General features: G+C 55.1%; 35 protein-coding genes. 1 reads left to right on the top strand and 34 read right to left on the bottom strand.

Features of this window, described 5'->3' with window-relative positions; genetic code table 11:
- Positions 1-102: 102 nt before the first annotated feature.
- Together FEZ62_RS05640 and FEZ62_RS05635 are read right to left on the bottom strand one after the other, a co-directional pair.
- A complete protein-coding gene (locus FEZ62_RS05640; protein WP_069901973.1) occupies positions 103-594 on the bottom strand; it encodes a single-stranded DNA-binding protein in 492 nt (163 codons plus the stop codon).
- Between the two features lie 17 nt (positions 595-611).
- Entirely contained in the window at positions 612-2,000 is a 1,389-nt protein-coding gene (locus FEZ62_RS05635) for an MFS transporter (RefSeq protein WP_172927097.1), read from the bottom strand.
- 135 nt (positions 2,001-2,135) lie between these two features.
- Here FEZ62_RS05635 and uvrA point away from each other — a divergent pair, with 135 nt between their 5' ends.
- On the top strand, positions 2,136-4,985 hold the full coding sequence (gene uvrA, locus FEZ62_RS05630; RefSeq protein WP_172927096.1) for an excinuclease ABC subunit UvrA: 2,850 nt from the start codon (positions 2,136-2,138) through the stop codon (positions 4,983-4,985).
- A gap of 68 nt (positions 4,986-5,053) precedes the next feature.
- Here the strand turns inward: uvrA and bfr are convergent, their stop codons facing one another.
- From bfr to tuf, 32 genes are all read right to left on the bottom strand, one after another.
- Positions 5,054-5,518 (bottom strand): bacterioferritin, encoded by a 465-nt coding sequence (gene bfr, locus FEZ62_RS05625; protein WP_069901970.1) that lies wholly within the window; start codon positions 5,516-5,518, stop codon positions 5,054-5,056.
- Between the two features lie 108 nt (positions 5,519-5,626).
- Complete coding sequence (locus tag FEZ62_RS05620; protein WP_172927095.1) at positions 5,627-7,072, bottom strand: catalase; 1,446 nt, start codon at positions 7,070-7,072, stop codon at positions 5,627-5,629.
- Between the two features lie 184 nt (positions 7,073-7,256).
- On the bottom strand, positions 7,257-8,636 hold the full coding sequence (locus tag FEZ62_RS05615; protein ID WP_069901968.1) for a Na+/H+ antiporter NhaC family protein: 1,380 nt from the start codon (positions 8,634-8,636) through the stop codon (positions 7,257-7,259).
- Between the two features lie 164 nt (positions 8,637-8,800).
- Positions 8,801-9,187, bottom strand: coding sequence for a 50S ribosomal protein L17 (gene rplQ / locus FEZ62_RS05610; protein WP_069901967.1), 387 nt, complete (start codon positions 9,185-9,187; stop codon positions 8,801-8,803).
- A 42-nt stretch (positions 9,188-9,229) separates the two neighbouring features.
- Entirely contained in the window at positions 9,230-10,231 is a 1,002-nt protein-coding gene (gene rpoA / locus FEZ62_RS05605) for a DNA-directed RNA polymerase subunit alpha (RefSeq protein ID WP_069901966.1), read from the bottom strand.
- Between the two features lie 22 nt (positions 10,232-10,253).
- Positions 10,254-10,874 carry a 30S ribosomal protein S4 gene (gene rpsD / locus FEZ62_RS05600; protein ID WP_069901965.1) on the bottom strand — a complete coding sequence of 207 codons (621 nt, stop codon included), beginning with the start codon at positions 10,872-10,874 and terminating at the stop codon, positions 10,254-10,256.
- Positions 10,875-10,891: 17 nt separating this feature from the next.
- The gene (rpsK, locus tag FEZ62_RS05595) at positions 10,892-11,281 is read right to left on the bottom strand and encodes a 30S ribosomal protein S11 (RefSeq protein ID WP_013789773.1); all 390 of its coding nucleotides are present in this window, start codon (positions 11,279-11,281) and stop codon (positions 10,892-10,894) included.
- 30 nt (positions 11,282-11,311) lie between these two features.
- A complete protein-coding gene (gene rpsM, locus FEZ62_RS05590; RefSeq protein ID WP_010487012.1) occupies positions 11,312-11,668 on the bottom strand; it encodes a 30S ribosomal protein S13 in 357 nt (118 codons plus the stop codon).
- A 133-nt stretch (positions 11,669-11,801) separates the two neighbouring features.
- Positions 11,802-11,918, bottom strand: coding sequence for a 50S ribosomal protein L36 (gene rpmJ / locus FEZ62_RS05585; RefSeq protein ID WP_002555468.1), 117 nt, complete (start codon positions 11,916-11,918; stop codon positions 11,802-11,804).
- A 28-nt stretch (positions 11,919-11,946) separates the two neighbouring features.
- Positions 11,947-13,275 (bottom strand): preprotein translocase subunit SecY, encoded by a 1,329-nt coding sequence (secY, locus tag FEZ62_RS05580; RefSeq protein ID WP_069901964.1) that lies wholly within the window; start codon positions 13,273-13,275, stop codon positions 11,947-11,949.
- Positions 13,276-13,710 (bottom strand): 50S ribosomal protein L15, encoded by a 435-nt coding sequence (rplO, locus tag FEZ62_RS05575; RefSeq protein WP_069901963.1) that lies wholly within the window; start codon positions 13,708-13,710, stop codon positions 13,276-13,278.
- Between the two features lie 2 nt (positions 13,711-13,712).
- Entirely contained in the window at positions 13,713-13,892 is a 180-nt protein-coding gene (rpmD, locus tag FEZ62_RS05570) for a 50S ribosomal protein L30 (protein WP_010487007.1), read from the bottom strand.
- Positions 13,893-13,894: 2 nt separating this feature from the next.
- Positions 13,895-14,395: a 30S ribosomal protein S5 gene (gene rpsE / locus FEZ62_RS05565; RefSeq protein ID WP_069901962.1), complete on the bottom strand. Its 501-nt coding sequence runs from the start codon at positions 14,393-14,395 to the stop codon at positions 13,895-13,897.
- 3 nt (positions 14,396-14,398) lie between these two features.
- A complete protein-coding gene (gene rplR / locus FEZ62_RS05560) occupies positions 14,399-14,749 on the bottom strand; it encodes a 50S ribosomal protein L18 (protein ID WP_069901961.1) in 351 nt (116 codons plus the stop codon).
- Positions 14,750-14,758: 9 nt separating this feature from the next.
- Positions 14,759-15,292 carry a 50S ribosomal protein L6 gene (rplF, locus tag FEZ62_RS05555; RefSeq protein ID WP_069901960.1) on the bottom strand — a complete coding sequence of 178 codons (534 nt, stop codon included), beginning with the start codon at positions 15,290-15,292 and terminating at the stop codon, positions 14,759-14,761.
- A 12-nt stretch (positions 15,293-15,304) separates the two neighbouring features.
- A complete protein-coding gene (rpsH, locus tag FEZ62_RS05550; RefSeq protein ID WP_069901959.1) occupies positions 15,305-15,697 on the bottom strand; it encodes a 30S ribosomal protein S8 in 393 nt (130 codons plus the stop codon).
- Between the two features lie 197 nt (positions 15,698-15,894).
- Positions 15,895-16,200, bottom strand: coding sequence for a 30S ribosomal protein S14 (gene rpsN, locus FEZ62_RS05545; RefSeq protein WP_069901958.1), 306 nt, complete (start codon positions 16,198-16,200; stop codon positions 15,895-15,897).
- A gap of 13 nt (positions 16,201-16,213) precedes the next feature.
- On the bottom strand, positions 16,214-16,753 hold the full coding sequence (gene rplE / locus FEZ62_RS05540) for a 50S ribosomal protein L5 (protein ID WP_069901957.1): 540 nt from the start codon (positions 16,751-16,753) through the stop codon (positions 16,214-16,216).
- 20 nt (positions 16,754-16,773) lie between these two features.
- Positions 16,774-17,088 carry a 50S ribosomal protein L24 gene (gene rplX, locus FEZ62_RS05535; RefSeq protein WP_009397501.1) on the bottom strand — a complete coding sequence of 105 codons (315 nt, stop codon included), beginning with the start codon at positions 17,086-17,088 and terminating at the stop codon, positions 16,774-16,776.
- 11 nt (positions 17,089-17,099) lie between these two features.
- The gene (rplN, locus tag FEZ62_RS05530; protein ID WP_003281831.1) at positions 17,100-17,468 is read right to left on the bottom strand and encodes a 50S ribosomal protein L14; all 369 of its coding nucleotides are present in this window, start codon (positions 17,466-17,468) and stop codon (positions 17,100-17,102) included.
- 23 nt (positions 17,469-17,491) lie between these two features.
- Positions 17,492-17,758 (bottom strand): 30S ribosomal protein S17, encoded by a 267-nt coding sequence (gene rpsQ / locus FEZ62_RS05525; RefSeq protein ID WP_069902144.1) that lies wholly within the window; start codon positions 17,756-17,758, stop codon positions 17,492-17,494.
- A 2-nt stretch (positions 17,759-17,760) separates the two neighbouring features.
- Positions 17,761-17,952: a 50S ribosomal protein L29 gene (gene rpmC / locus FEZ62_RS05520; RefSeq protein ID WP_002555481.1), complete on the bottom strand. Its 192-nt coding sequence runs from the start codon at positions 17,950-17,952 to the stop codon at positions 17,761-17,763.
- A complete protein-coding gene (gene rplP, locus FEZ62_RS05515) occupies positions 17,952-18,365 on the bottom strand; it encodes a 50S ribosomal protein L16 (RefSeq protein ID WP_003243901.1) in 414 nt (137 codons plus the stop codon). Before rplP ends, rpmC begins: the two co-directional genes overlap by 1 nt.
- A 12-nt stretch (positions 18,366-18,377) precedes the next feature.
- Positions 18,378-19,064: a 30S ribosomal protein S3 gene (gene rpsC / locus FEZ62_RS05510; protein ID WP_010486985.1), complete on the bottom strand. Its 687-nt coding sequence runs from the start codon at positions 19,062-19,064 to the stop codon at positions 18,378-18,380.
- 13 nt (positions 19,065-19,077) lie between these two features.
- Positions 19,078-19,410, bottom strand: coding sequence for a 50S ribosomal protein L22 (gene rplV, locus FEZ62_RS05505; protein WP_003103908.1), 333 nt, complete (start codon positions 19,408-19,410; stop codon positions 19,078-19,080).
- Between the two features lie 11 nt (positions 19,411-19,421).
- Entirely contained in the window at positions 19,422-19,697 is a 276-nt protein-coding gene (gene rpsS, locus FEZ62_RS05500) for a 30S ribosomal protein S19 (protein ID WP_010486981.1), read from the bottom strand.
- A 16-nt stretch (positions 19,698-19,713) separates the two neighbouring features.
- Complete coding sequence (gene rplB, locus FEZ62_RS05495; RefSeq protein ID WP_069901956.1) at positions 19,714-20,538, bottom strand: 50S ribosomal protein L2; 825 nt, start codon at positions 20,536-20,538, stop codon at positions 19,714-19,716.
- A gap of 14 nt (positions 20,539-20,552) precedes the next feature.
- Positions 20,553-20,852, bottom strand: a complete 300-nt coding sequence (rplW, locus tag FEZ62_RS05490; protein ID WP_069901955.1) for a 50S ribosomal protein L23 — start codon at positions 20,850-20,852, stop codon at positions 20,553-20,555.
- Positions 20,849-21,451, bottom strand: coding sequence for a 50S ribosomal protein L4 (rplD, locus tag FEZ62_RS05485; protein WP_010486975.1), 603 nt, complete (start codon positions 21,449-21,451; stop codon positions 20,849-20,851). The genes rplW and rplD overlap by 4 nt, the downstream gene beginning before the upstream one ends.
- A gap of 12 nt (positions 21,452-21,463) precedes the next feature.
- Positions 21,464-22,099 carry a 50S ribosomal protein L3 gene (rplC, locus tag FEZ62_RS05480; protein WP_069901954.1) on the bottom strand — a complete coding sequence of 212 codons (636 nt, stop codon included), beginning with the start codon at positions 22,097-22,099 and terminating at the stop codon, positions 21,464-21,466.
- A gap of 81 nt (positions 22,100-22,180) precedes the next feature.
- A complete protein-coding gene (gene rpsJ / locus FEZ62_RS05475; protein ID WP_010486970.1) occupies positions 22,181-22,492 on the bottom strand; it encodes a 30S ribosomal protein S10 in 312 nt (103 codons plus the stop codon).
- A gap of 145 nt (positions 22,493-22,637) precedes the next feature.
- The gene (tuf, locus tag FEZ62_RS05470; protein WP_172927094.1) at positions 22,638-23,831 is read right to left on the bottom strand and encodes an elongation factor Tu; all 1,194 of its coding nucleotides are present in this window, start codon (positions 23,829-23,831) and stop codon (positions 22,638-22,640) included.
- Positions 23,832-23,855: the final 24 nt, after the last annotated feature.

Genomic DNA, 23,855 nt, shown 5'->3' with positions numbered 1-23,855 from the left:
GCGCGTGCAATGAGCGTCGCCATTTCAATTGAGCAGAAACGATGAAGCCCCCGTAAACGGAGGCTTCAGCAACAGCATTCAGATGATTACATCATCCGTTACTTAGAACGGGATGTCGTCATCGAAGCTGTCGTAGTCAGCGGCAGGCTGTGGAGCCGGCGCAGGACGTGGCGCAGCCTGAGGCTGTGGTGCACGTTGTTGCGGCGCAGGACGCTGCTGACGTGGAGCGGAATCACCACTGTCGTTGTTCGGACGGCCGCCGAGCAGCTGCATGGTGCCTTGCATGTCGACCACGATTTCGGTGGTGTAACGCTTGATACCGTCTTTTTCCCACTCACGGGTCTGCAGCTTGCCTTCGATGTAGACCTGCGAACCTTTACGCAGATACTCGCCAGCAATTTCAGCCACTTTGCCGAACATTGAAACGCGGTGCCATTCGGTCTTCTCGACCTTCTGACCGGTTTGCTTGTCGGTCCACTGCTCACTGGTAGCCAGGCTCAGGTTGGTAACCGCGTTACCGTTTGGCAGGTAGCGGGTCTCCGGATCTTGTCCGCAGGTACCGACCAGAATGACTTTGTTAACCCCACGGGCCATAACGTTCTCCTAAGCTTTCAGCTCATCACCGGGGCTGATCCAATCAAGCGATCCAGTGACGGGCGATCCAATTGTTGAGTATCCACTTTGATGTAGATGGCTGACTCATCGGCCACTACGACAGCATCCGCCACACCGGGCTCTGCCATTAAACGTTCGACCAATCCGACATCTTGCAGCGAGGCTGCGCTCAACGGCAAGCGCAGGCTGGTTACGTATGGAGGTTCCTTCATATTAACAGCAAAGATGAGCCAAAGAAGCGCCATTGCCGCACACCCGATGAATACACCTGAAAGTCCGTAATGCTGATACATCCAGCCACCGACAATGCCACCAATCGCGGCCCCGAGAAATTGGCTGGTCGAGTACACGCCCATCGCGGTGCCCTTACCGCCTGCTGGGGCCACCTTACTGATTAACGATGGCAGCGAGGCTTCGAGCAGGTTGAATGCGGTGAAGAACACGACCTGACCGATCACCAGCGCTTGCAGACTCGTGCCGAACTCGAAGAAATAAAGTTCGCACAGCATCAGCACCGCGACTGCGCCGACCAGCACGCGCTTCATCTGGCGTTTTTTCTCGGCATAGATAATGAACGGCACCATGCCGAAGAAGCCGATCAGCAAGGCGGTCAGGTACACCCACCAGTGCTGTTCTTTAGGCAAGTTACCCTGTTCAACCAGCGCCAGCGGCAGCGCCACAAAGCTCGCCATGAGAATGGCGTGCAGGGCCAGAATCCCCAGATCGAGGCGCAACAAGTCCGGATTCTTCAGGATCGGGATCAGCGCTTTCTTGGCCACGCCCGACTCACGGTGCTGCAGCGGCCCTGCAGAAGACGGCACCACGAAGGCAATAATCAACATGCCGACAATTGCCAGACCAGCGGTCGCCAAAAATAATCCGGAGAGTCCGAATGCGCGCGTCAGCAATGGCCCGACGACCATCGCCACGGCGAACGACAGGCCGATGCTCATGCCGATCATGGCCATCGACTTGGTTCGGTGTTGCTCGCGTGTGAGGTCCGAAAGCAAGGCCATGACCGCCGCAGAAATAGCGCCTGCGCCTTGCAGCACGCGGCCTGCAATAACACCCCAGATAGAATCTGCGCCTGCGGCCAGCACACTGCCGGCGGCAAAAATCAGCAGCCCGAGATAGATAACCGGACGCCGACCGATACGATCAGAAATCACCCCGAACGGGATTTGGAAAAAGGCCTGAGTCAGGCCGTATGCGCCAATGGCCAAACCGATAAGCGCGGGCGTACTGCCCTTGAGGTCCATTCCATAGGTTGCTAACACCGGCAAAACCATGAACATGCCGAGCATACGAAAGGCAAAAACCATTGCCAGACCACCCGCCGCACGGGTTTCGCTACCACTCATACGCTCGCTGTGCAGATCGTGCATTGAATTGACCCTATTCGAACAAGCCGACGATTCTACCAGTCATCTAACCTGCGGCACAGGAGCGCACTTTGCCGCAGGGGGCGTACCGGCCGTATACTTGATCGTTTCTCCGCCCGCCAAGCGAGGCCGCTGTTTGTGGACAAGATTCTGATACGTGGGGCTAGAACCCATAACCTGAAGAATATCGACCTGACTCTGCCGCGGGACAAGCTGATTGTCATCACCGGCTTGTCTGGCTCGGGCAAGTCATCACTGGCGTTCGACACGCTTTACGCGGAAGGCCAGCGCCGTTACGTCGAATCACTTTCGGCGTATGCCCGGCAGTTCCTGTCGATGATGGAAAAACCCGACGTCGACACGATCGAAGGTTTGTCGCCGGCTATCTCCATCGAGCAAAAGTCGACATCGCACAACCCGCGATCGACTGTCGGCACAATCACCGAAATTTACGACTACCTGCGTCTGCTGTATGCACGCGCAGGTATTCCGCGCTGCCCGGATCACGACGTTCCGCTGGAAGCGCAAACCGTCAGCCAGATGGTTGATCAGGCGCTGGCATTGCCCGAAGGCAGCAAGTTGATGCTGCTGGCGCCAGTTGTGCGCGAGCGCAAAGGTGAGCACCTCTCGGTATTCGAGGAGCTGCGCGCCCAGGGTTTTGTGCGTGCCCGCATCAATGGCCGGCTGCATGAGCTTGATGAACTGCCCAAGCTGGATAAACAGAAGAAGCACAGCATTGATGTGGTCGTTGACCGTTTCAAGGTGCGTGCCGATCTGCAACAGCGCCTGGCCGAGTCGTTCGAGACCGCGCTGAATCTGGCTGACGGTATTGCGCTCATCGCGCCAATGGATGACGAAGACAGCGACCTCAAAGAGATTATCTTCTCCGCCCGTTTCGCTTGCCCGCATTGCGGCCATTCGATCAGCGAGCTTGAGCCGAAGCTGTTCTCGTTCAACAACCCCGCAGGCGCCTGCCCTTCTTGCGACGGTCTGGGTGTTAAGCAATTCTTCGACACCAAGCGCCTGATCAACGGCGAGATGACCTTGGCCGAAGGCGCGATTCGCGGCTGGGACCGGCGCAACGTTTATTACTTCCAGATGCTCGGCTCGCTGTCGGCGCATTATGGTTTCAGCCTGGAAATACCCTTCGACGATCTCAGTGCCGAGCATCAGAAAGTCATTCTGTTCGGCAGCGGCACGCAAGCGGTTGATTTCCGCTACCTCAATGATCGTGGCGATATCGTTAAACGCTCGCACCCGTTCGAAGGCATCGTGCCGAATCTCGATCGCCGCTACCGCGAGACAGAATCGAGCAGCGTGCGCGAAGAACTCGGCAAGCTGCTCAGCACTCAACCGTGCCCGGACTGTTGCGGTGCGCGTCTGCGCCGTGAAGCCCGCCATGTGTGGGTCGGTGAACGCACGCTGCCGGCGGTGACCGGTTTGCCGATCGGCGATGCGGCTGAATATTTCAGCAGCCTTACCCTGCCCGGCCGCCGTGGTGAAATTGCCGACAAGATTCTCAAAGAGATCTGCCAGCGCCTGCAGTTTCTGGTCAACGTCGGCCTCGATTACCTGACGCTTGATCGCAGCGCCGACACGCTCTCGGGCGGTGAAGCTCAGCGTATTCGTCTGGCCAGCCAGATTGGCGCTGGCCTGGTCGGGGTGATGTACATCCTCGACGAGCCGTCGATTGGCCTGCATCAGCGCGACAACGAACGCCTGCTTGGCACGCTGCGCCATCTGCGCGACATCGGCAACACGGTAATTGTTGTCGAGCACGACGAAGACGCCATTCGCATGGCTGACTACGTGGTGGACATCGGCCCGGGTGCCGGCGTACACGGCGGTCGAATCGTTGCCGAAGGCACAGCGGCCGAGGTGATGGCGCATCCGGATTCGCTGACCGGAAAATACCTGTCGGGCCGGGTCAAGATCGCCGTGCCGAACAAGCGCACGCCGCCAAACCGTAAACAGCTGCTGAAGATCAAAGGCGCTCGCGGCAACAACCTGCGCAACGTCAATCTGGAAATTCCAATTGGCCTGCTGACGTGCGTCACCGGCGTTTCCGGTTCGGGTAAATCGACACTGATCAACAACACGCTTTACCCGTTGAGCGCCACTGCACTGAACGGTGCGACGACGCTGGAAGCCTCGGCACATGACAGCTGCGATGGTTTGCAGCATCTGGATAAAGTCGTCGACATCGACCAAAGCCCAATTGGTCGTACGCCGCGCTCGAACCCGGCCACGTACACCGGCTTGTTCACACCAATTCGTGAACTGTTTGCCGGCGTACCGGAATCGCGCTCACGCGGTTACGGGCCGGGCCGTTTCTCGTTCAACGTCAAGGGCGGACGCTGTGAGGCCTGCCAGGGCGATGGCGTGATCAAGGTCGAGATGCACTTCCTGCCGGATATCTACGTGCCGTGCGACGTGTGCAAGGGCAAGCGCTACAACCGCGAAACCCTGGAAGTGAAGTACAAGGGCAAGAGCATCACCGAGGTGCTCGATATGACCATCGAGGAAGCCCGTGACTTCTTCGACGCCGTGCCGGCCCTGTCGCGCAAACTGCAAACCCTGATTGATGTGGGCTTGTCTTACATCAAGCTTGGCCAGAGCGCGACGACGTTGTCTGGCGGTGAAGCGCAGCGGGTTAAGCTGTCGCGCGAGCTGTCCAAGCGCGACACGGGCAAGACCCTGTATATCCTCGATGAGCCGACCACAGGCCTGCATTTTGCGGATATTCAGCAGCTGCTCGAAGTCCTCCATCGCCTGCGTGACCACGGCAACACCGTGGTGGTGATCGAGCACAACCTCGACGTGATCAAGACCGCCGACTGGCTGGTGGATCTCGGCCCCGAGGGCGGCTCAAAAGGTGGCCAGATTATTGCGGTCGGCACACCTGAAGAAGTCGCCAGCATGGAGCAGTCACACACCGGCCACTTCCTCAAGCCATTGCTTGAGCGTGACCGCGACCTGCCCGCCTGAGGTTAACCGCAGGCAATAAAAATCCCCCGCACGCCGAGCCTGCGGGGGATTTTTTTGCGCCTTGAAAACTACATCTGCGATTGCAGGTAGTTCTCCAGACCGATCTTCTCGATCAGTTGCAGCTGGATTTCCAGCCAATAGGCATGATCCTCTTCGGTGTCTTTAAGCTGCGCCAACAGGATATCGCGGCTGGTGTAGTCCTGATGCTTTTCGCACAAGGCCATGCCTTTGCATAATGCAGCACGCACATGGTACTCAAGCTTTAGATCAAGCTTGAGCATCTCAGGCACGTTCTTACCGAAGGTGAAAGCATCCGGGGCCATGTCCGGCGTGCCTTCGAGGAAAAGAATCCGCTTGAGCAATGCATCCGCATGCTGGGTTTCTTCTTCCATCTCGTGATTGATGCGTTCATAGAGCTTGCTGTAGCCCCAGTCTTCATAAAAGCGCGAGTGAATGAAGTACTGATCACGCGCAGCGAGTTCGCCTTTGAGCAGCGTTTTCAGATAAGAAATGACTTCGGCGTGGCCTTTCATGGGGCAAATCCTTGCACGTGAAACTGAATATAGCGCCAATGCTCCGCTCATCAGCCGGTTGGGTCAAGCAAAACGCCCCCATAACGGGGGCGCTCACTGAAGCATAGTTTACTTATTGGCTTTTAGTGCGGCCCGAACGCCATTGCCGTAGTCGGCATGCACAAGGTCGAAGTGAGCCAGTTGCCGCTCGACAATGAACTCAGGCACTCCGGCCATCGCGCCGGCGATATTGCTGAACAAGCGTTGCTTCTGCGCATCATCAAACAAGGCGAACAGCGCCCGCGGCTGGCTGTAATCATCGTTACCTTCGCGATGGTTGAAGCGGTCAGCATCACCCTCGAGTGGCAGCGGCGGCTCGGCATATTCAGGCGCCTCGACCGGGCCGTTGAACGAGTTCGGCTCGTAGTAGGCATCCGCATTAGGATTGTTCGGCATAAAGCGCATGGCGCCGTCCTTGTGGTAATGGTGCACCGGGTGCTTCGGCGCGTTCACCGGCAACGCTTCGTAATGCGTACCCAAACGGTAGCGGTGCGCATCGGCATAGGAGAACACCCGGGCCTGGAGCATCTTGTCTGGCGAGAAACCAATGCCAGGGATGATGTTCGAAGGCGAGAAGGCGGCTTGCTCGATCTCGGCGAAATAGTTTTCCGGGTTACGGTTGAGCTCCATGATGCCGACTTCGATCAGTGGAAACTCGCCATGCGGCCAGACCTTGGTCAGATCGAACGGATTGAACGAGGTGTGCTTCGCTTGCTCCTCGGTCATCACCTGAATACACATACGCCATTTCGGGAAGTCACCCTTCTCGATGCTGTAGAACAGGTCTTCCTGTGTGGTTTCGCGGCTGTTGCCGACCACTGTGCTCGCCTCGGCATTGGTCCAGTGCTTGTGGCCTTGCAAGGTTTTGAAGTGGAACTTGACCCACACCCGCTGGTTTTCAGCGTTGAGCATGCTGTAGGTATGCGAACCGTAGCCGTTAATGTGGCGCACGTCGGTTGGCAGGCCGCGATCCGACATCAAAATCGTCACCTGGTGCAGGCTTTCAGGCGACAACGACCAGAAGTCCCACATGGCGGTCGGCGAGCGCAGATTGGTTTTTGGGTGACGCTTCTGGGTGTGGATAAAATCCGGGAATTTAAGCGGGTCACGCACGAAGAACACCGGCGTGTTATTCCCCACCAGATCCCAGTTGCCTTCATCGGTGTAGAACTTCAAGGCGAAGCCGCGTACATCGCGCTCGGCGTCTGCTGCGCCCTGCTCGCCCGCTACAGTCGAGAAACGTGCGAGCATCTGGGTTTTACTGCCAACTTCAGCGAACAGTTTGGCTTTGGTGTATTGGCTGATATCGTGAGTAACAGTAAGCGTACCGAACGCGCCCCAGCCCTTGGCGTGCACAACACGCTCAGGGATACGCTCACGGTTCTGATGAGCGAGTTTTTCGATCAACTGATAGTCCTGAAGCAACAAGGGGCCGCGCGGACCCGCACTCAGTGAGTTCTGGTTATCGGCAATCGGGTTACCGGCACTGGTGGTCTGAATGGTCTTGTAGGTCATGGCATCGCTCCTTGTTTGCGACTTATTGCTGGCTAACCAGCGATGAACCAAGAATAAGTACAAACCAGTCGCGGCACTAATTTATTAAACCCAACGCATCATTAGCTTTTAACTATCGAACTCCATTAGTTAGCGACACAAAAAAACGGGCACTCGGCCCGTTTTTTTGGAGTACAGCGCAGTATCAGGCCATCAGCAAAAAGCCGACAAAGGCCAGGGAGGCTGCAATCAGCGCATAAGGCAACTGAGTCACCGCGTGGCTAATCAGGTCACAACCCGAGCCTTGCGCCGCCAGTACGGTCGAATCGCTGTAGAAGCACGCCTGGCTGCCGAAAGCAGAGGCAGAGAGCAAGGCACCCAAAACCAGCGGGATGTCAGCATCCAGCGCATGAGCCAATGGCATTACGATCGGAATCGTCACGGCAAAGATGCCCCAGGACGAGCCAGTAGCGAACGCCAGAATAGCCATCGACAGGAAGACGATTGCCGGCATCATTTGCGGGGTCATGTATGGCTTGAGCGAGTCGATCACGTACAGGGAAAGATGCAACTGATCACAGACTTCTTTAAACACGAAGGCAGCGATTACAGTGCCGATCGCCGGAAGCATGGTTTTGAAACCATCCATCATCTCTTCGAACATTTCGGACATCGGCATCAGGCGCTGGATCAGATAGAACGGCACGATGAAAACCAAAGTGGCCAGCATGCCTTTCCACACATCGATGTCGAAGTAGACGGTAGCCGCCACGAGGAACAACAGCGGCGCGAGGAAGTTATAGAGTTTGCCACCCTCTTTATCGGCGTGCTCCATCTCGGCTTCAACAGCCTTCATAGAGTAGTTGTGCTCAGGCGCGAACTCGCCAACGTGCATGGCACCGGCAGAGCCGTGGCGGGCGAGATTCTCAGCTTTGCGCATCGGACCGAAAGCCGGGACCACGCCCATGCACACCAGAATCACCAGAATTACAGATAGCCAAGCGTAGAACATGTAAGGGATGGCTTGCATGTAAACCGACACACCTTGACCGGCATCGGCAACGCCATTGCTTTCGAGCAGGCCGCCAAAGAACACAGCCCAGGTCGACAACGGAACCAGCACGCAGACCGGTGCTGCAGTGGAATCCACCACATAGGCGAGCATCTCGCGGGAAATCTTGAAGCGGTCAGTTACACGCTTCATGGTCTCGCCGACGGTCAGCGCATTGAGGTAATCATCGATAAAGATCACCAAGCCCAATACGCAGGTCATCAGCAAGGAGGAACGACGTCCCTTGCACAGCTTCAGCGCTGAACGACCGAATGCCAATGCACCGCCAGTGCGAACCAACAAGGCGATAAGGGCACCAAAGCTGCCGCAGACCAGGATCAACCAGCCAATGGTTTCGTCCTGCATCACCTTGAGGGAAATGTCGGAAAAATTACCCAGCGCTTGCTCAGGGGATATCAGCAGAAGACCGGCCACTGCACCAATGATGAGGGCGAAGATCGGGCGGCGCAGCCAAATGGCCAGGACCAGCACGACCGCGGGAGGGATAAGGCTTAAAGCAGAAGGTTCGGGCATGATGTGCTTTTTCTTATGGGGGCCGAATACGGCGTTTCAAGTTCGGGCTGCACCATACCCGAGCTTGTTCCCGCACACAATATCAAACACGACGTGCGGAATAATCTCCACTTCAAAAACAAAAAAGCCGGGCTAAAAGCCCGGCTCTTTCGATGATCTACAGCTTACTCAGCAGCTTCTACAGAACCACCGACCGGACGGTCAACCAGTTCTACGTAAGCCATCGGAGCATTATCGCCAGCGCGGAAACCGCACTTGAGAATACGCAGGTAACCGCCCTGACGGGTGGCGTAGCGCTTGCCCAGATCGTTAAACAGCTTACCAACGATGGCTTTCGAACGAGTACGGTCGAAGGCCAGACGGCGGTTAGCAACGCTGTCTTCTTTAGCCAAAGTGATCAGCGGCTCGGCAACGCGGCGCAGCTCTTTAGCTTTCGGAAGAGTAGTTTTGATCAGCTCGTGCTCGAACAGCGATACCGCCATGTTTTGAAACATGGCCTTGCGGTGAGCGCTAGTGCGGCTGAGGTGACGGCCACTTTTACGATGACGCATGGTTCAATTCCTTACCAAACTCACGTTCGGTGATGATGACGATCAGGCAGTCGCCTTATCGTCTTTCTTCAGACTTGCCGGCGGCCAGTTGTCGAGGCGCATACCGAGGGACAGACCGCGAGAAGCCAGAACATCCTTGATTTCAGTCAGGGATTTCTTGCCCAGGTTCGGGGTTTTCAACAGCTCTACTTCGGTGCGCTGAATCAGATCACCAATGTAGTAGATGTTTTCTGCCTTGAGGCAGTTAGCCGAACGTACGGTCAATTCCAGGTCATCTACTGGGCGAAGCAGGATCGGATCGATCTCGTCTTCTTGTTCGATCACAACAGGTTCGCTGTCGCCTTTGAGGTCGACGAACGCTGCCAACTGCTGCTGCAGAATGGTAGCGGCACGACGAATGGCCTCTTCAGGGTCCAGAGTACCGTTGGTCTCCAGGTCGATGACCAGCTTGTCCAAGTTGGTACGCTGCTCAACACGAGCGTTTTCCACCACGTATGAGATGCGACGAACAGGGCTGAACGAAGCGTCAAGCTGCAAGCGACCAATGCTGCGGCTTTCGTCTTCATCGCTCTGACGGCTGTCTGCTGGCTCATAGCCGCGACCACGAGCTACGGTGAGCTTCATGTTCAGCGCGCCATTGCTGGCCAGGTTGGCAATCACGTGGTCGCCATTAACGATTTCAACATCATGATCCAGCTGAATATCGGCAGCGGTAACTACGCCCGAGCCCTTTTTCGCCAGAGTCAGTGTCACTTCGTCACGGCCATGCAGCTTAACAGCCAGACCTTTAAGGTTGAGCAGGATTTCAATTACGTCTTCCTGAACACCTTCGATTGCGCTGTACTCGTGGAGCACACCATCAATCTCGGCCTCGACTACTGCACAGCCAGGCATGGAGGACAACAAGATGCGACGCAACGCATTGCCCAGGGTATGGCCAAAGCCACGCTCGAGAGGCTCGAGAGTGATCTTGGCGCGGGTCGGACTGACCACCTGCACATCAATATGGCGGGGGGTCAGGAACTCATTTACCGAAATCTGCATGGATACACCTATTTTCTAGCCCTTACTTGGAGTAGAGCTCGACAATCAGGCTTTCGTTGATGTCAGCGGAGAGGTCACTACGAACAGGAACGGCTTTGAAAACGCCAGACTTGTTTGCGGTGTCTACTTCTACCCATTCAACGCGGCCGCGCTGTGCACACAGTTCAAGAGCTTGAACAATACGCAGCTGATTCTTCGATTTCTCACGTACTGCAACGACGTCACCAGCTTTAACCTGGAAAGACGGAACGTTTACAGTCTTACCGTTTACGCTGATCGCCTTGTGCGATACCAGCTGACGGGATTCAGCGCGGGTAGCGCCGTAGCCCATACGGTAAACAACGTTATCCAGACGGCACTCGAGCAGCTGCAGAAGGTTCTCACCAGTAGCGCCTTTCTTGCCGGCTGCTTCTTTGTAATAACCGCTGAACTGACGCTCAAGTACGCCATAGATACGACGAACTTTTTGCTTCTCACGCAGCTGAGTGCCGTAGTCAGACTGACGGCTACGGCGCTGACCGTGGATACCTGGGGCTGCTTCGATGTTGCACTTCGATTCCAGAGCGCGTACGCCACTCTTCAGGAAAAGATCAGTGCCTTCACGACGAGACAGTTTGCATTTGGGACCAATGTAACGAGCCATTTCTCACTGTCTCCTGATTACACGCGACGCTTCTTCGAAGGACGGCATCCGTTGTGCGGGATGGGCGTCACATCGGTGATGCTGGCGATCTTGTAACCGCAGCCGTTCAATGCACGGACAGCGGACTCACGGCCGGGACCTGGACCTTTGACGTTAACGTCGAGGTTCTTCAGGCCGTATTCCAGCGCAGCTTGACCAGCACGTTCTGCAGCCACCTGGGCAGCAAACGGAGTGCTCTTACGTGAACCGCGGAAACCTGAACCACCGGAGGTAGCCCAAGACAGAGCGTTGCCCTGACGGTCAGTAATGGTCACGATTGTGTTGTTAAAAGAAGCGTGGATATGGGCGATGCCATCAACCACCGTCTTTTTGACTTTCTTACGAGTACGAGCAGCAGGTTTAGCCATGATTAAATTCCTGTCGATTCGCTAATGCGATTACTTGCGGATCGGCTTACGCGGGCCCTTACGGGTACGCGCGTTGGTCTTGGTACGCTGACCGCGAACCGGAAGACCGCGACGATGACGCAGGCCGCGATAGCAACCCAGATCCATCAAGCGCTTGATTTTCATGTTCACTTCACGACGCAGGTCGCCTTCGGTATTCACCTTGGCAACTTCGCCACGCAGCTGCTCGATCTGCTCGTCAGAGAGATCTTTTATCTTTGCAGCCGGGTTAACCCCGGTCGCAGCACAGATTTTCTGTGCAGTAGTGCGACCAACACCAAAGATGTAGGTCAGCGAGATAACAGTGTGTTTGTTATCCGGAATGTTTACGCCTGCAATACGGGCCATTCAGTGGAACTCCAATTGACAGCTACCTACGCCCCGGAAGCCAAGAATAAGGGCGCGAGATATTAACGCTGTAGAAACAAATAATCAACCCGGCAGCGCACTAGCTGCCGGGCTTATTACGCAACAATCACACTCAGCCTTGGCGCTGTTTGTGACGCGGTTCCGCGCTGCAGATCACTCGCACGACACCTTCGCGACGAATAATTTTGCAGTTACGGCACAGCTTTTTCACTGATGCACGAACTTTCATCACCAACTCCTCGAACCTTATGGACACATTAGCGGAGCATACCGCTGCCGTAGCCCTTCAGGTTGGCTTTCTTCATCAGGGATTCGTACTGGTGTGAAACGAGGTGCGATTGTACTTGGGACATAAAGTCCATAACAACCACTACCACGATCAGCAACGAGGTCCCGCCAAGGTAGAACGGAACGTTTGCCGCAACCACCAGGAACTGGGGCAGCAGGCACACGGCCGTCATGTACAGAGCACCGAACAGGGTCAAACGAGTCAGAACGCTATCAATGTAACGTGCCGACTGCTCACCTGGACGGATGCCTGGAATAAAGGCACCGGACTTCTTCAGGTTTTCCGCTACGTCTTTCGGATTGAACATCAATGCTGTGTAGAAGAAGCAGAAGAAAACGATCCCTGCACTAAACAGCAAAATGTTCAACGGCTGACCAGGAGCGATAGCCTGTGAAATATCCTGCAGCCAGCCCATACCTTCGGACTGACCAAACCAGGACCCCAGCGATGCCGGGAACAACAGAAGGCTGCTAGCGAAAATAGCCGGGATAACCCCCGCCATGTTCACCTTCAGCGGCAAGTGGCTAGTCTGCGCGGCAAAGACCTTACGGCCCTGCTGACGCTTGGCGTAGTGCACCGCAATGCGACGCTGACCACGCTCAATGAACACCACAAAACCGATGATCGCTACTGCCAGCAGACCGATGGCGACAAGGGCGAAAATATTGATATCGCCCTGACGAGCAGACTCGAAAGACTGCCCAATCGCCCGCGGCAGACCGGCTACGATGCCTGCAAAAATCAGCATCGAAATACCGTTGCCAACACCACGCTCGGTGATTTGCTCGCCCAGCCACATCATGAACATCGCGCCTGCGACGAACGTAGTGACCGCTACAAAGTAGAAGCTAAAGCCATCAGCGAACGCGACGCCCTGACTCGCCAAACCAACGGACATGCCGATAGCTTGAACGAATGCCAGGACGAGAGTGCCGTAGCGGGTGTACTGGCTGATCTTACGACGACCAGCCTCACCTTCCTTCTTCAACTGCTCCAACTGCGGGCTGACAGCGCTCATGAGCTGCATGATGATCGACGCCGAAATGTACGGCATGATCCCCAGTGCAAAAATGCTCATGCGCTCCAGCGCACCGCCGGAAAACATGTTGAACAAGCTAAGAATGGTCCCCTCATTCTGTCGAAACAGGTCCGCCAGCCGATCAGGGTTGATACCGGGCACAGGGATGTGTGCGCCTATCCGATAGACGATAATCGCCATGAACAGAAAGCGCAGACGAGCCCAGAGCTCGGATAACCCGCCATTGCTGAGCGCTGAGAGAGCACCTTGCTTAGCCATTTATTCCTCGAACTTACCGCCAGCTGCTTCGATAGCCGCGCGCGCACCTTTGGTGGCGGCGATACCTTTAAGGGTGACTGCACGAGTAATCTCGCCGGACAGCATGACTTTTACACGCTGTACGTTTTGATTAATCAGGTCAGCATCCTTCAGCGCCTGCAGAGTAACTACGTCGCCTTCGATCTTGTTCAGCTCGGAAGTACGCACTTCAGCGCGATCCATAGCCTTCAAAGAAACGAAACCAAACTTAGGAAGACGACGGTGCAGTGGCTGCTGGCCGCCTTCAAAACCCGGAGCAATGGAACCACCGGAGCGGGAGGTTTGACCTTTGTGGCCGCGGCCACCAGTCTTACCCAAACCACTACCGATACCACGACCCGGACGGTGCTTCTCACGACGGGAACCCGGCGCAGGACTCAAATCATTCAGGTACATAATTAACCCTCCACACGGAGAAGGTAATAAGCCTTGTTCATCATGCCGCGATTTTCCGGAGTATCCAGAACTTCAACGGTGTGATTGATGCGACGCAGGCCGAGACCCTTGACGCAGGCTTTGTGATTAGCCAGACGGCCGTTCACGCTTTTGATCAGCGTGACTTTAACGGTATTAGCCATGATTAGAGAATCTCCTCGACGCTCTTGCCACGCTTGGCCGCAACGGAGTCCGGAGACTGCATAGCACGCAGACCCTTGAACGTAGCGTGAACCACGTTTACCGGGTTAGTCGAGCCGTAGCACTTGGCCAGAACGTTCTGCACACCAGCAACTTCGAGAACAGCACGCATAGCGCCGCCAGCGATGATACCGGTACCTTCAGAAGCAGGCTGCATGTACACCTTGGAGGCGCCATGAGCAGCTTTCATCGCGTACTGCAGAGTAGTACCGTTCAGATCAACGGTGATCATGTTGCGACGCGCAGCTTCCATCGCCTTTTGAATGGCAGCAGGAACTTCGCGGGATTTACCACGGCCGAAACCTACGCGACCTTTACCATCACCAACCACGGTCAACGCGGTGAAAGTGAAGATGCGGCCACCCTTAACGGTTTTAGCTACACGGTTAACCTGCACCAATTTCTCGATGTAGCCTTCGTCGCGCTTTTGGTCGTTATTTGACATAACTTAGAACTCCAGCCCGCCTTCACGAGCAGCATCAGCCAGCGCCTTAACGCGGCCGTGGTACTTGAAGCCAGAACGGTCGAATGCAACCTGAGTTACACCAGCGGCTTTCGCGCGCTCGGCAACCAGCTCACCAACTTTCTTGGCTGCGTCGATGTTGCCAGTGGCGCCATCACGCAGTGCTTTGTCCAAGGTTGAGGCGCTGGCCAGAACCTTGCTGCCGTCGGCCGAAATGACCTGGGCATAGATGTGCTGCGAAGAGCGATACACGCAGAGACGCACGACTTCGAGTTCGTGCATTTTCAGACGTGCTTTGCGAGCGCGGCGCAGTCGAGTAACGTTTTTGTCGGTCATTTGCTAGCCCTACTTCTTCTTGGCTTCTTTACGGCGGACGACTTCGTCAGCGTAACGAACACCTTTGCCCTTGTAAGGTTCAGGACGACGGAAGTCACGAATCTCCGCAGCTACCTGACCAACCAGTTGTTTGTCGACGCCCTTGAGCAGGATGTCTGTCTGGCTAGGGGTTTCGGCGGTAACGCCTTGCGGCAATTCGTAGTCAATTGGGTGGGAAAAACCCAGAGCCAGGGACAGGATTTGTCCTTTAGCTTGAGCCTTATAACCAACACCGACCAACTGGAGCTTGCGCTCGAAGCCTTCGCTGACGCCGATTACCATGTTGTTAACCAACGCACGAGTGGTACCGGCCATTGCGCGAGTCTGCTGGTCGCCGTTACGAGCGGCAAAACGCAGCTCACCGGATTCCTGGACCACTTCAACGGACGAATGAACATTCAGTTCCAAAGTGCCTTTAGCACCTTTCACCGAGAGCTGCTGGCCGGCGAGTTTGATCTCTACACCAGAAGGCAGCTTGACGGGGTTCTTAGCAACGCGAGACATGCTTATCCCCCCTTAGAACACTGTACATAGCACTTCACCACCGACACCGGCAGCGCGTGCAGCACGATCCGTCATCACACCTTTGTTGGTGGAGACGATGGATACGCCAAGACCGCCACGAACTTTCGGCAGATCATCGACGGACTTGTACTGGCGCAGACCTGGACGGCTAGCGCGTTTTACTTCTTCGATGACCGGACGGCCTTCGAAATATTTCAGCTCGATGGACAGCTGCGGCTTTGCTTCGCCGCTAATCTGATAATCCGCAACATAACCTTCGTCCTTCAGGACTTTGGCTACGGCTACCTTCAAGGTAGAAGATGGCATGCTTACGACGGACTTTTCAGCCATCTGGGCATTACGGATACGAGTTAGCATGTCCGCTAACGGGTCCTGCATACTCATGGGCTAGACGCTCCTGGTACATAGATAGACAGCCTTTCGGCTAGAGTCGCCATACATCCTGGGGAAACCCAGGCTCAGGCGAGCCGAACATTCTAGAGACTGTGCAGAAATGAATCAAGCCCCAATAGGGGCTTGATTCATTTTGCTTGTCTGTAAAGCCGACGCACGGAGGCATCGGCCATACAGTACGCAACGATTTACCAGCTTGCTTTACGCAGACCTGGTACGTCGCCACGCATAGCTGCTTCACGCAGCTTGATGCGCGACAGACCGAACTTACGGAATACACCGTGCGGACGACCTGTGATGCGGCAACGATTACGCAGACGCGAAGCGCTTGCGTCACGTGGCTGCTTTTGCAGTGCCACCGAAGCTTCCCAACGTGCTTCAGGAGATGCTTCCTGATCGACGATGATTGCTTTCAGCTCAGCACGCTTCTTGGCGTACTTGGCAACCGTTTGCTGACGCTTCAGCTCACGGTTTCTCATGCTCATTTTGGCCATGATCCAGCTCCTATCAGTTGCGGAACGGGAATTTGAAAGCACGCAGCAATGCGCGACCTTCATCATCCGTCCGAGCAGTAGTGGTCAGGGTAATATCCAGACCGCGGAGGGCATCGATTTTGTCGTAGTCGATTTCCGGGAAGATGATCTGCTCTTTAACGCCCATGCTGTAGTTGCCACGGCCGTCGAACGACTTGGCATTCAGGCCGCGGAAGTCACGCACGCGCGGCAGGGAGATAGACAGCAGACGATCCAGGAACTCGTACATACGCTCACGGCGCAGAGTTACTTTAACGCCAATCGGCCAGCCTTCACGAACCTTGAAGCCTGCAATCGACTTACGGGCATGAGTCACAACGACTTTCTGACCGGTGATCTTTTCCAGGTCGGCAACAGCGTGCTCGATGATCTTCTTGTCACCGATTGCTTCGCCCAGGCCCATGTTAAGGGTGATCTTGGTGATACGCGGAACTTCCATCACGTTCTCAAGCTTCAGTTCTTCCTTCAGCTTGGGCGCAATTTCCTTCCGATAAATCTCTTTTAGTCGTGCCATGGTCTTCTACCTAGCAGTGTTCAAGCATCAACCGCTTTTTGGGTCGACTTGAAGACACGAATTTTTTTACCGTCTTCAACTTTGAAACCAACGCGATCTGCTTTGTTGGTTTCGCCATTGAAAATGGCCACGTTAGAAGCGTGCAATGGCGCTTCTTTTTCGACGATACCGCCTTGAACGCCCGACATCGGGTTCGGCTTGGTATGACGCTTAACCAGGTTGATCCCACCAACGACCAAACGGTCGTCAGCGAGAACCTTGAGCACCTTACCGCGCTTACCTTTGTCTTTGCCGGCGATCACGATGATCTCGTCGTCACGACGAATCTTTTGCATGTCGGATCTCCTTAAAGCACTTCAGGGGCGAGCGAGACGATCTTCATGAACTTCTCAGTACGAAGTTCGCGAGTCACGGGCCCAAAGATACGGGTACCGATAGGCTCTTGCTTGTTGTTCAACAGAACAGCAGCGTTGCCATCGAAGCGAATGATCGAGCCATCAGGACGACGAACGCCGTGACGGGTACGGACTACAACAGCAGTCATTACCTGGCCCTTCTTCACTTTACCGCGCGGAATTGCTTCCTTAACGGTAACCTTGATGATGTCACCGATGCCAGCATAACGACGGTGTGAGCCGCCCAGCACCTTGATACACATAACGCGACGTGCGCCACTGTTGTCAGCAACGTCGAGCATGGATTGAGTCTGAATCATATAATTTCTCCGACCCCTAGTCCTTAGACTTCCACTGCGCGTTCGATGACTTCAACCAGAGCCCAAGACTTAGTCTTGGCTACAGGGCGAGTTTCACGAATCGAAACTTTGTCGCCGATGTGGCACTGATTGTTTTCGTCATGCGCGTGCAGCTTGGTCGAACGCTTAACGTATTTACCGTAGATCGGGTGCTTAACGCGACGCTCGATCAATACGGTGATGGTCTTGTCCATCTTGTCGCTGACAACACGGCCGGTCAGCGTACGGACTGTTTTTTCGGCTTCAGCCATGATCACTTACCTGCCTGCTGGTTGAGCACAGTTTTCACACGAGCGATGTCGCGCTTAACTTGCGAGAGCAGGTGAGACTGCCCCAACTGGCCAGTTGCTTTCTGCATACGCAGATTGAACTGGTCGCGCAGCAGGCCGAGCAGTTGCTCGTTCAGCTGCTGTGCTGATTTTTCACGAAGTTCATTCGCCTTCATCACATCACCGTCCGCTTAACAAAAGTGGTAGCGAGTGGCAGCTTTGCAGCAGCCAAGGCAAATGCCTCACGCGCCAACTCTTCGGAAACGCCTTCGATTTCATACAGGACTTTGCCTGGCTGAATCTGGGCTACCCAATATTCGACGCCACCCTTCCCTTTACCCATCCGCACTTCGAGAGGCTTCTTGGTAACTGGTTTGTCCGGGAAAACGCGAATCCAGATCTTCCCGCCACGCTTAACGTGACGAGTCAGAGCACGACGAGCGGACTCGATCTGACGGGCGGTAAGACGACCGCGGGCAACAGACTTCAAGGCGAATTCGCCGAAGCTGACTTTGCTACCGCGCTGAGCCAAGCCACGGTTGTGGCCGGTCATCTGCTTACGGAACTTCGTACGCTTTGGTTGTAACATTTGGCGTACCCCTTACTTAGCAGCTTTTTTACGAGGCGCAGGTGCTTGTGGTTTCAGTTCTTCGTGGCGACCACCAATTACTTCGCCTTTGAAGATCCAAACCTTGACACCGATCACACCATAAGTGGTGTGCGCTTCGTACGTGGCATAGTCGATATCGGCACGCAGGGTGTGCAACGGCACACGACCTTCGCGATACCATTCAGTACGTGCGATTTCTGCACCACCGAGACGACCGCTCACTTGGATTTTGATGCCCTTGGCACCAATACGCATGGCGTTTTGTACAGCGCGCTTCATAGCGCGACGGAACATCACACGACGCTCCAGCTGCTGAGCTACGCTCTGCGCAACCAGCATACCGTCGAGTTCCGGCTTGCGGATCTCTTCGATATTGATGTGCACAGGCACACCCATTTGCTTGGTCAGGTCCTGACGCAGTTTCTCAACATCTTCACCTTTCTTACCGATAACGATACCGGGACGAGCAGTGTGAATGGTGATACGTGCAGTCTGAGCCGGACGAGCAATGTCGATACGGCTTACGGACGCGCTTTTTAGTTTGTCTTGGAGGTACTCACGCACTTTCAGATCAGCGAACAAATAGTCCGCATAAGTCCGACCGTCTGCGTACCAGACGGAGGTGTGCTCCTTGACGATTCCCAGGCGAATGCCAATGGGATGTACTTTCTGACCCATCTGATCGACTCCGTTACTTGTCCGCAACCTTGACAGTGATATGGCAAGACCGCTTGACGATGCGATCAGCGCGGCCTTTGGCTCGCGGCATGATTCGCTTCAGCGAACGCCCTTCGTTGACGAAAACAGTGCTGACCTTCAAGTCATCAACGTCTGCGCCTTCGTTGTGCTCGGCGTTGGCTACAGCCGACTCCAGCACTTTCTTCATGATCTCGGCGGCTTTCTTGCTGCTGAAAGCCAACAGGTTGAGCGCTTCGCCCACCTTTTTCCCGCGGATCTGGTCGGCGACCAAGCGGGCTTTTTGGGCGGAGATTCGAGCGCCCGACAACTTAGCGGCTACTTCCATTTCCTAACCCCTTAACGCTTGGCTTTCTTGTCTGCTACGTGCCCACGATAAGTGCGGGTACCAGCAAACTCGCCGAGTTTGTGACCGACCATGTCTTCGTTCACAAGAACTGGGACATGCTGACGGCCGTTATGTACAGCAATGGTCAGACCGACCATTTGCGGCAGGATCATCGAGCGACGCGACCAGGTTTTAACTGGCTTGCGATCGTTCTTTTCCACCGCCACTTCGATCTTCTTCAGTAGGTGAAGATCAATAAAAGGACCTTTTTTCAGAGAACGTGGCACTGTCGTATCCCTCTATTTACTTGCGACGACGGACGATCATATTATCGGTGCGCTTGTTTCCACGAGTCTTAGCACCCTTAGTCGGGAAGCCCCATGGAGACACCGGATGACGACCACCTGAGGTACGACCTTCACCACCACCGTGTGGGTGGTCGACCGGGTTCATGGCAACACCACGAACGGTCGGGCGAACGCCACGCCAGCGCTTAGCACCAGCTTTACCCAGCGAACGCAGGCTGTGCTCGGAGTTCGAAACTTCGCCCAAAGTCGCACGGCACTCGGCCAGAACTTTACGCATCTCACCGGAACGCAGACGCAGAGTCACATAGACGCCTTCACGAGCGATCAGCTGAGCCGAAGCGCCAGCGGAACGAGCGATCTGAGCACCTTTGCCTGGCTTCAGCTCGATACCGTGAACAGTGCTACCAACTGGAATGTTACGCAGTTGCAGGCTGTTACCTGGTTTGATCGGAGCCATGATGCCAGCTACCAGCTGATCGCCAGCACTCACGCCTTTGGGGGCGATGATGTAGCGACGCTCGCCGTCTGCGTACATCAGCAGGGCGATGTGTGCGGTACGGTTCGGATCGTATTCAATACGCTCGACAGTGGCTGGAATGCCATCTTTGTCGTTGCGACGGAAATCGACCAAGCGGTAATGCTGCTTGTGACCACCACCGATATGACGGGTAGTGATGCGACCATTGTTGTTACGACCGCCAGACTTCGACTTCTTCTCAAGCAGCGGAGCGTACGGAGCGCCTTTGTGCAGCTCCTGATTGACCACCTTGACCACAAAACGGCGGCCAGCGGAAGTCGGTTTGCATTTAACGATTGCCATGATGCACCCCTTCCTTACTCAGCACTGCTGGCGAAATCGAGATCTTGGCCTGGCTGAAGCGAGATGATCGCTTTCTTCCAGTCGTTACGCTTGCCCAGACCGCGAGCGGTGCGCTTGCTCTTACCCAGAACGTTCTGAGTAGTAACACGCTCAACCTTCACGCTGAACAGGCTTTCGACGGCCTTCTTGATTTCCAGCTTGGTTGCATCGGTTGCAACCTTGAATACGAACTGGCTTTTCTTATCGGCCAGTAGTGTGGCTTTCTCAGAGATGTGCGGACCCAGCAGCACTTTAAATACGCGTTCCTGGTTCATCCCAGCATCTCCTCGAATTTCTTCACGGCAGAAACGGTAACCAGTACCTTTTCATACGCGATCAGACTGACCGGATCGGAACCCTGTACGTCACGAACATCGACGTGCGGCAGGTTACGTGCAGCCAGGTACAGATTTTGATCAATTGCATCAGACACGATCAGGACATCAGTCAGACCCATGCCATTCAGCTTGCCCAGCAGATCTTTAGTCTTCGGAGCTTCGACAGCGAAGTCTTCAACTACGACCAGGCGATCGGTGCGGACCAGCTCAGCAAGAATCGAACGGATCGCAGCGCGATACATCTTCTTGTTCAGCTTTTGGTCGTGATTCTGCGGACGTGCCGCGAATGTCACACCACCACCACGCCAGATTGGACCACGAGTGGTACCGGCACGAGCGCGGCCAGTACCCTTCTGACGCCATGGACGCTTACCGCCGCCCGACACATCAGAACGAGTCTTCTGCTGCTTGCTGCCTTGACGGCCGCCGGCCATGTAGGCCACAACTGCTTGGTGAACCAGGGTCTCGTTGTAATCGCCACCGAAAGTTGCTTCGGATACTTCGATCGCTTGAGCGCCATTTACATTTAATTGCATGTCAGCTTCCCCTTAACCGCGAGTCTTAGCTGCTGGACGCACAACCAAGTTACCGCCAGTCGCGCCAGGAACAGCGCCTTTGACCAACAGCAGGTTGCGTTCAGCGTCGACGCGCACAACTTCCAGGGACTGTACCGTCACACGCTCAGCACCCATGTGACCGGACATTTTTTTGCCCTTGAATACGCGACCCGGAGTTTGGCACTGGCCAATCGAACCCGGAACACGGTGGGACACGGAGTTACCGTGAGTGTTGTCTTGGCCGCGGAAGTTCCAACGCTTGATGGTACCGGCAAAGCCTTTACCTTTGGACTGACCGGTCACATCGACCATCTGTCCAGCTTGGAAAATTTCAGCGTTGATCAAGTCGCCAGCTGAGTAGTCGCCTTCTTCAAGACGGAATTCCCAGACACCACGACCTGCCGCGACGTTCGCCTTAGCGAAGTGACCGGCTTGAGCCTTGCTGACACGCGAGGCACGACGCTCACCTACAGTGACTTGCACTGCACGATAGCCGTCGGTTTCCTCAGTTTTGAACTGGGTGACGCGATTCGGTTCGATCTCAATGACCGTAACCGGAATGGAGACACCTTCTTCGGTGAAAATACGGGTCATACCGCATTTACGACCGACTACACCAATAGTCATGTTGTAAACCTCATGAGTGTACGGGGCTTTCACCCGCTATGGCCGCCCATTTCAGAGCGTTACACGACTAAGACCCAAGTCTTAGCCGAGGCTGATCTGCACTTCCACGCCAGCCGCAAGGTCGAGCTTCATCAGCGCATCAACGGTTTTATCCGTTGGCTGGACGATGTCCAGTACACGCTTATGGGTCCGAATTTCAAACTGATCGCGCGCGTCTTTGTTGACGTGCGGAGAAGTAAGAACTGTGAACCGCTCTTTGCGAGTTGGCAGTGGAATCGGACCACGCACCTGAGCACCAGTACGTTTCGCGGTTTCCACGATTTCCTGGGTTGATTGATCGATCAGGCGATGGTCAAAAGCCTTCAACCGAATACGGATTTGTTGGTTTTGCATTTTGACCTCAGATTCCAAGCTGCGATTCCCAACGAGCGCAGAACGCCCGTTAAAAGGAGGCGCAATTCTATAGACGCGTCAAGCTAGTGTCAACCCAATAAAAAAAGCCCCCGCAAGCGGGAGCTTCTTTTACTCGATCAATCGATTACTCGATGATCTTGGCAACCACGCCAGCACCAACGGTACGGCCGCCTTCGCGAATTGCGAAGCGCAGACCATCTTCCATGGCGATCGACTTGATCAGGGTAACAACCATTTTCACGTTGTCGCCCGGCATTACCATTTCAACGCCTTCCGGCAGTTCGCAGTTACCAGTTACGTCCGTAGTACGGAAGTAGAACTGCGGACGGTAGCCCTTGAAGAAAGGAGTGTGACGACCACCCTCTTCTTTCGACAGAACGTACACTTCGCCTTCGAACTTGGTGTGCGGCTTAACGCTGCCTGGCTTGCACAGGATCTGGCCACGCTCTACGTCGTCACGCTTGGTGCCGCGCAGCAGGATACCGCAGTTCTCGCCAGCACGACCTTCGTCGAGCAGCTTGCGGAACATTTCAACACCAGTACAGATAGTCTTGGTGGTGTCACGCAGACCAACGATTTCCACTTCTTCCTGAACGCGGATAATGCCACGCTCAATACGACCAGTTACAACAGTACCGCGACCAGAGATCGAGAATACGTCTTCCACTGGCATCAGGAATGGCTTGTCGATAACACGAACAGGCTCAGGAATGTAAGTATCCAGAGTCTCAACGAGCTTACGAACGGCAGTGGTGCCCATTTCGTTGTCGTCTTGGCCGTTCAGAGCCATCAGAGCCGAACCGATGATGATCGGAGTGTCGTCGCCCGGGAAGTCGTAAGTCGACAGCAGGTCACGAACTTCCATCTCAACCAGTTCCAGCAGCTCAGCGTCGTCTACCATGTCAGCCTTGTTCAGGAAGACAACGATGTACGGAACGCCAACCTGACGGGACAGGAGGATGTGCTCACGAGTTTGCGGCATCGGACCATCAGCGGCCGAGCAAACCAGGATAGCGCCGTCCATCTGAGCAGCACCAGTGATCATGTTCTTCACATAGTCAGCGTGGCCTGGGCAGTCAACGTGCGCGTAGTGACGAATGGTCGAATCGTATTCAACGTGGGAAGTGTTGATCGTGATACCACGAGCTTTTTCTTCCGGCGCGCTGTCGATCTGAGCGAAGTCACGAACTGCACCACCGAATGCTTCAGCACAAACCTTGGTCAGTGCAGCAGTCAGAGTAGTTTTACCATGGTCAACGTGGCCGATAGTGCCGACGTTTACGTGTGGTTTGGAACGATCAAATTTTTCTTTAGCCACGACAGTGATCCTCTAGCCTAAAGG

The sequence above is a fragment of the Pseudomonas sp. MS19 genome (genome assembly GCF_013277615.1).
Lineage (GTDB): Bacteria > Pseudomonadota > Gammaproteobacteria > Pseudomonadales > Pseudomonadaceae > Aquipseudomonas > Aquipseudomonas marincola.
This window is presented reverse-complemented; position numbering and strand designations above follow the sequence as displayed.

Excerpts from the sequence above, each read along its gene's own strand:
- FEZ62_RS05640 (WP_069901973.1), bottom strand. The coding sequence starts at position 594 with ATGGCCCGTGGGGTTAACAAAGTCATTCTGGTCGGTACCTGCGGACAA.
- FEZ62_RS05635 (WP_172927097.1), bottom strand. The coding sequence starts at position 2,000 with ATGCACGATCTGCACAGCGAGCGTATGAGTGGTAGCGAAACCCGTGCG.
- bfr (WP_069901970.1), bottom strand. The coding sequence starts at position 5,518 with ATGAAAGGCCACGCCGAAGTCATTTCTTATCTGAAAACGCTGCTCAAA.
- FEZ62_RS05620 (WP_172927095.1), bottom strand. The coding sequence starts at position 7,072 with ATGACCTACAAGACCATTCAGACCACCAGTGCCGGTAACCCGATTGCC.
- FEZ62_RS05615 (WP_069901968.1), bottom strand. The coding sequence starts at position 8,636 with ATGCCCGAACCTTCTGCTTTAAGCCTTATCCCTCCCGCGGTCGTGCTG.
- rplQ (WP_069901967.1), bottom strand. The coding sequence starts at position 9,187 with ATGCGTCATCGTAAAAGTGGCCGTCACCTCAGCCGCACTAGCGCTCAC.
- rpoA (WP_069901966.1), bottom strand. The coding sequence starts at position 10,231 with ATGCAGATTTCGGTAAATGAGTTCCTGACCCCCCGCCATATTGATGTG.
- rpsD (WP_069901965.1), bottom strand. The coding sequence starts at position 10,874 with ATGGCTCGTTACATTGGTCCCAAATGCAAACTGTCTCGTCGTGAAGGC.
- rpsK (WP_013789773.1), bottom strand. The coding sequence starts at position 11,281 with ATGGCTAAACCTGCTGCTCGTACTCGTAAGAAAGTCAAAAAGACGGTG.
- rpsM (WP_010487012.1), bottom strand. The coding sequence starts at position 11,668 with ATGGCCCGTATTGCAGGCGTAAACATTCCGGATAACAAACACACTGTT.
- rpmJ (WP_002555468.1), bottom strand. The coding sequence starts at position 11,918 with ATGAAAGTTCGTGCATCAGTGAAAAAGCTGTGCCGTAACTGCAAAATT.
- secY (WP_069901964.1), bottom strand. The coding sequence starts at position 13,275 with ATGGCTAAGCAAGGTGCTCTCTCAGCGCTCAGCAATGGCGGGTTATCC.
- rplO (WP_069901963.1), bottom strand. The coding sequence starts at position 13,710 with ATGTACCTGAATGATTTGAGTCCTGCGCCGGGTTCCCGTCGTGAGAAG.
- rpmD (WP_010487007.1), bottom strand. The coding sequence starts at position 13,892 with ATGGCTAATACCGTTAAAGTCACGCTGATCAAAAGCGTGAACGGCCGT.
- rpsE (WP_069901962.1), bottom strand. The coding sequence starts at position 14,395 with ATGTCAAATAACGACCAAAAGCGCGACGAAGGCTACATCGAGAAATTG.
- rplR (WP_069901961.1), bottom strand. The coding sequence starts at position 14,749 with ATGACCGACAAAAACGTTACTCGACTGCGCCGCGCTCGCAAAGCACGT.
- rplF (WP_069901960.1), bottom strand. The coding sequence starts at position 15,292 with ATGTCTCGCGTTGCTAAGAACCCCGTCAAGCTGCCTTCTGGTGTAGAG.
- rpsH (WP_069901959.1), bottom strand. The coding sequence starts at position 15,697 with ATGAGTATGCAGGACCCGTTAGCGGACATGCTAACTCGTATCCGTAAT.
- rpsN (WP_069901958.1), bottom strand. The coding sequence starts at position 16,200 with ATGGCCAAAATGAGCATGAGAAACCGTGAGCTGAAGCGTCAGCAAACG.
- rplE (WP_069901957.1), bottom strand. The coding sequence starts at position 16,753 with ATGGCACGACTAAAAGAGATTTATCGGAAGGAAATTGCGCCCAAGCTG.
- rplX (WP_009397501.1), bottom strand. The coding sequence starts at position 17,088 with ATGCAAAAGATTCGTCGTGACGACGAGATCATCGTGATCGCCGGCAAA.
- rplN (WP_003281831.1), bottom strand. The coding sequence starts at position 17,468 with ATGATTCAGACTCAATCCATGCTCGACGTTGCTGACAACAGTGGCGCA.
- rpsQ (WP_069902144.1), bottom strand. The coding sequence starts at position 17,758 with ATGGCTGAAGCCGAAAAAACAGTCCGTACGCTGACCGGCCGTGTTGTC.
- rpmC (WP_002555481.1), bottom strand. The coding sequence starts at position 17,952 with ATGAAGGCGAATGAACTTCGTGAAAAATCAGCACAGCAGCTGAACGAG.
- rplP (WP_003243901.1), bottom strand. The coding sequence starts at position 18,365 with ATGTTACAACCAAAGCGTACGAAGTTCCGTAAGCAGATGACCGGCCAC.
- rpsC (WP_010486985.1), bottom strand. The coding sequence starts at position 19,064 with ATGGGTCAGAAAGTACATCCCATTGGCATTCGCCTGGGAATCGTCAAG.
- rplV (WP_003103908.1), bottom strand. The coding sequence starts at position 19,410 with ATGGAAGTAGCCGCTAAGTTGTCGGGCGCTCGAATCTCCGCCCAAAAA.
- rplB (WP_069901956.1), bottom strand. The coding sequence starts at position 20,538 with ATGGCAATCGTTAAATGCAAACCGACTTCCGCTGGCCGCCGTTTTGTG.
- rplW (WP_069901955.1), bottom strand. The coding sequence starts at position 20,852 with ATGAACCAGGAACGCGTATTTAAAGTGCTGCTGGGTCCGCACATCTCT.
- rplD (WP_010486975.1), bottom strand. The coding sequence starts at position 21,451 with ATGCAATTAAATGTAAATGGCGCTCAAGCGATCGAAGTATCCGAAGCA.
- rplC (WP_069901954.1), bottom strand. The coding sequence starts at position 22,099 with ATGACTATTGGTGTAGTCGGTCGTAAATGCGGTATGACCCGTATTTTC.
- rpsJ (WP_010486970.1), bottom strand. The coding sequence starts at position 22,492 with ATGCAAAACCAACAAATCCGTATTCGGTTGAAGGCTTTTGACCATCGC.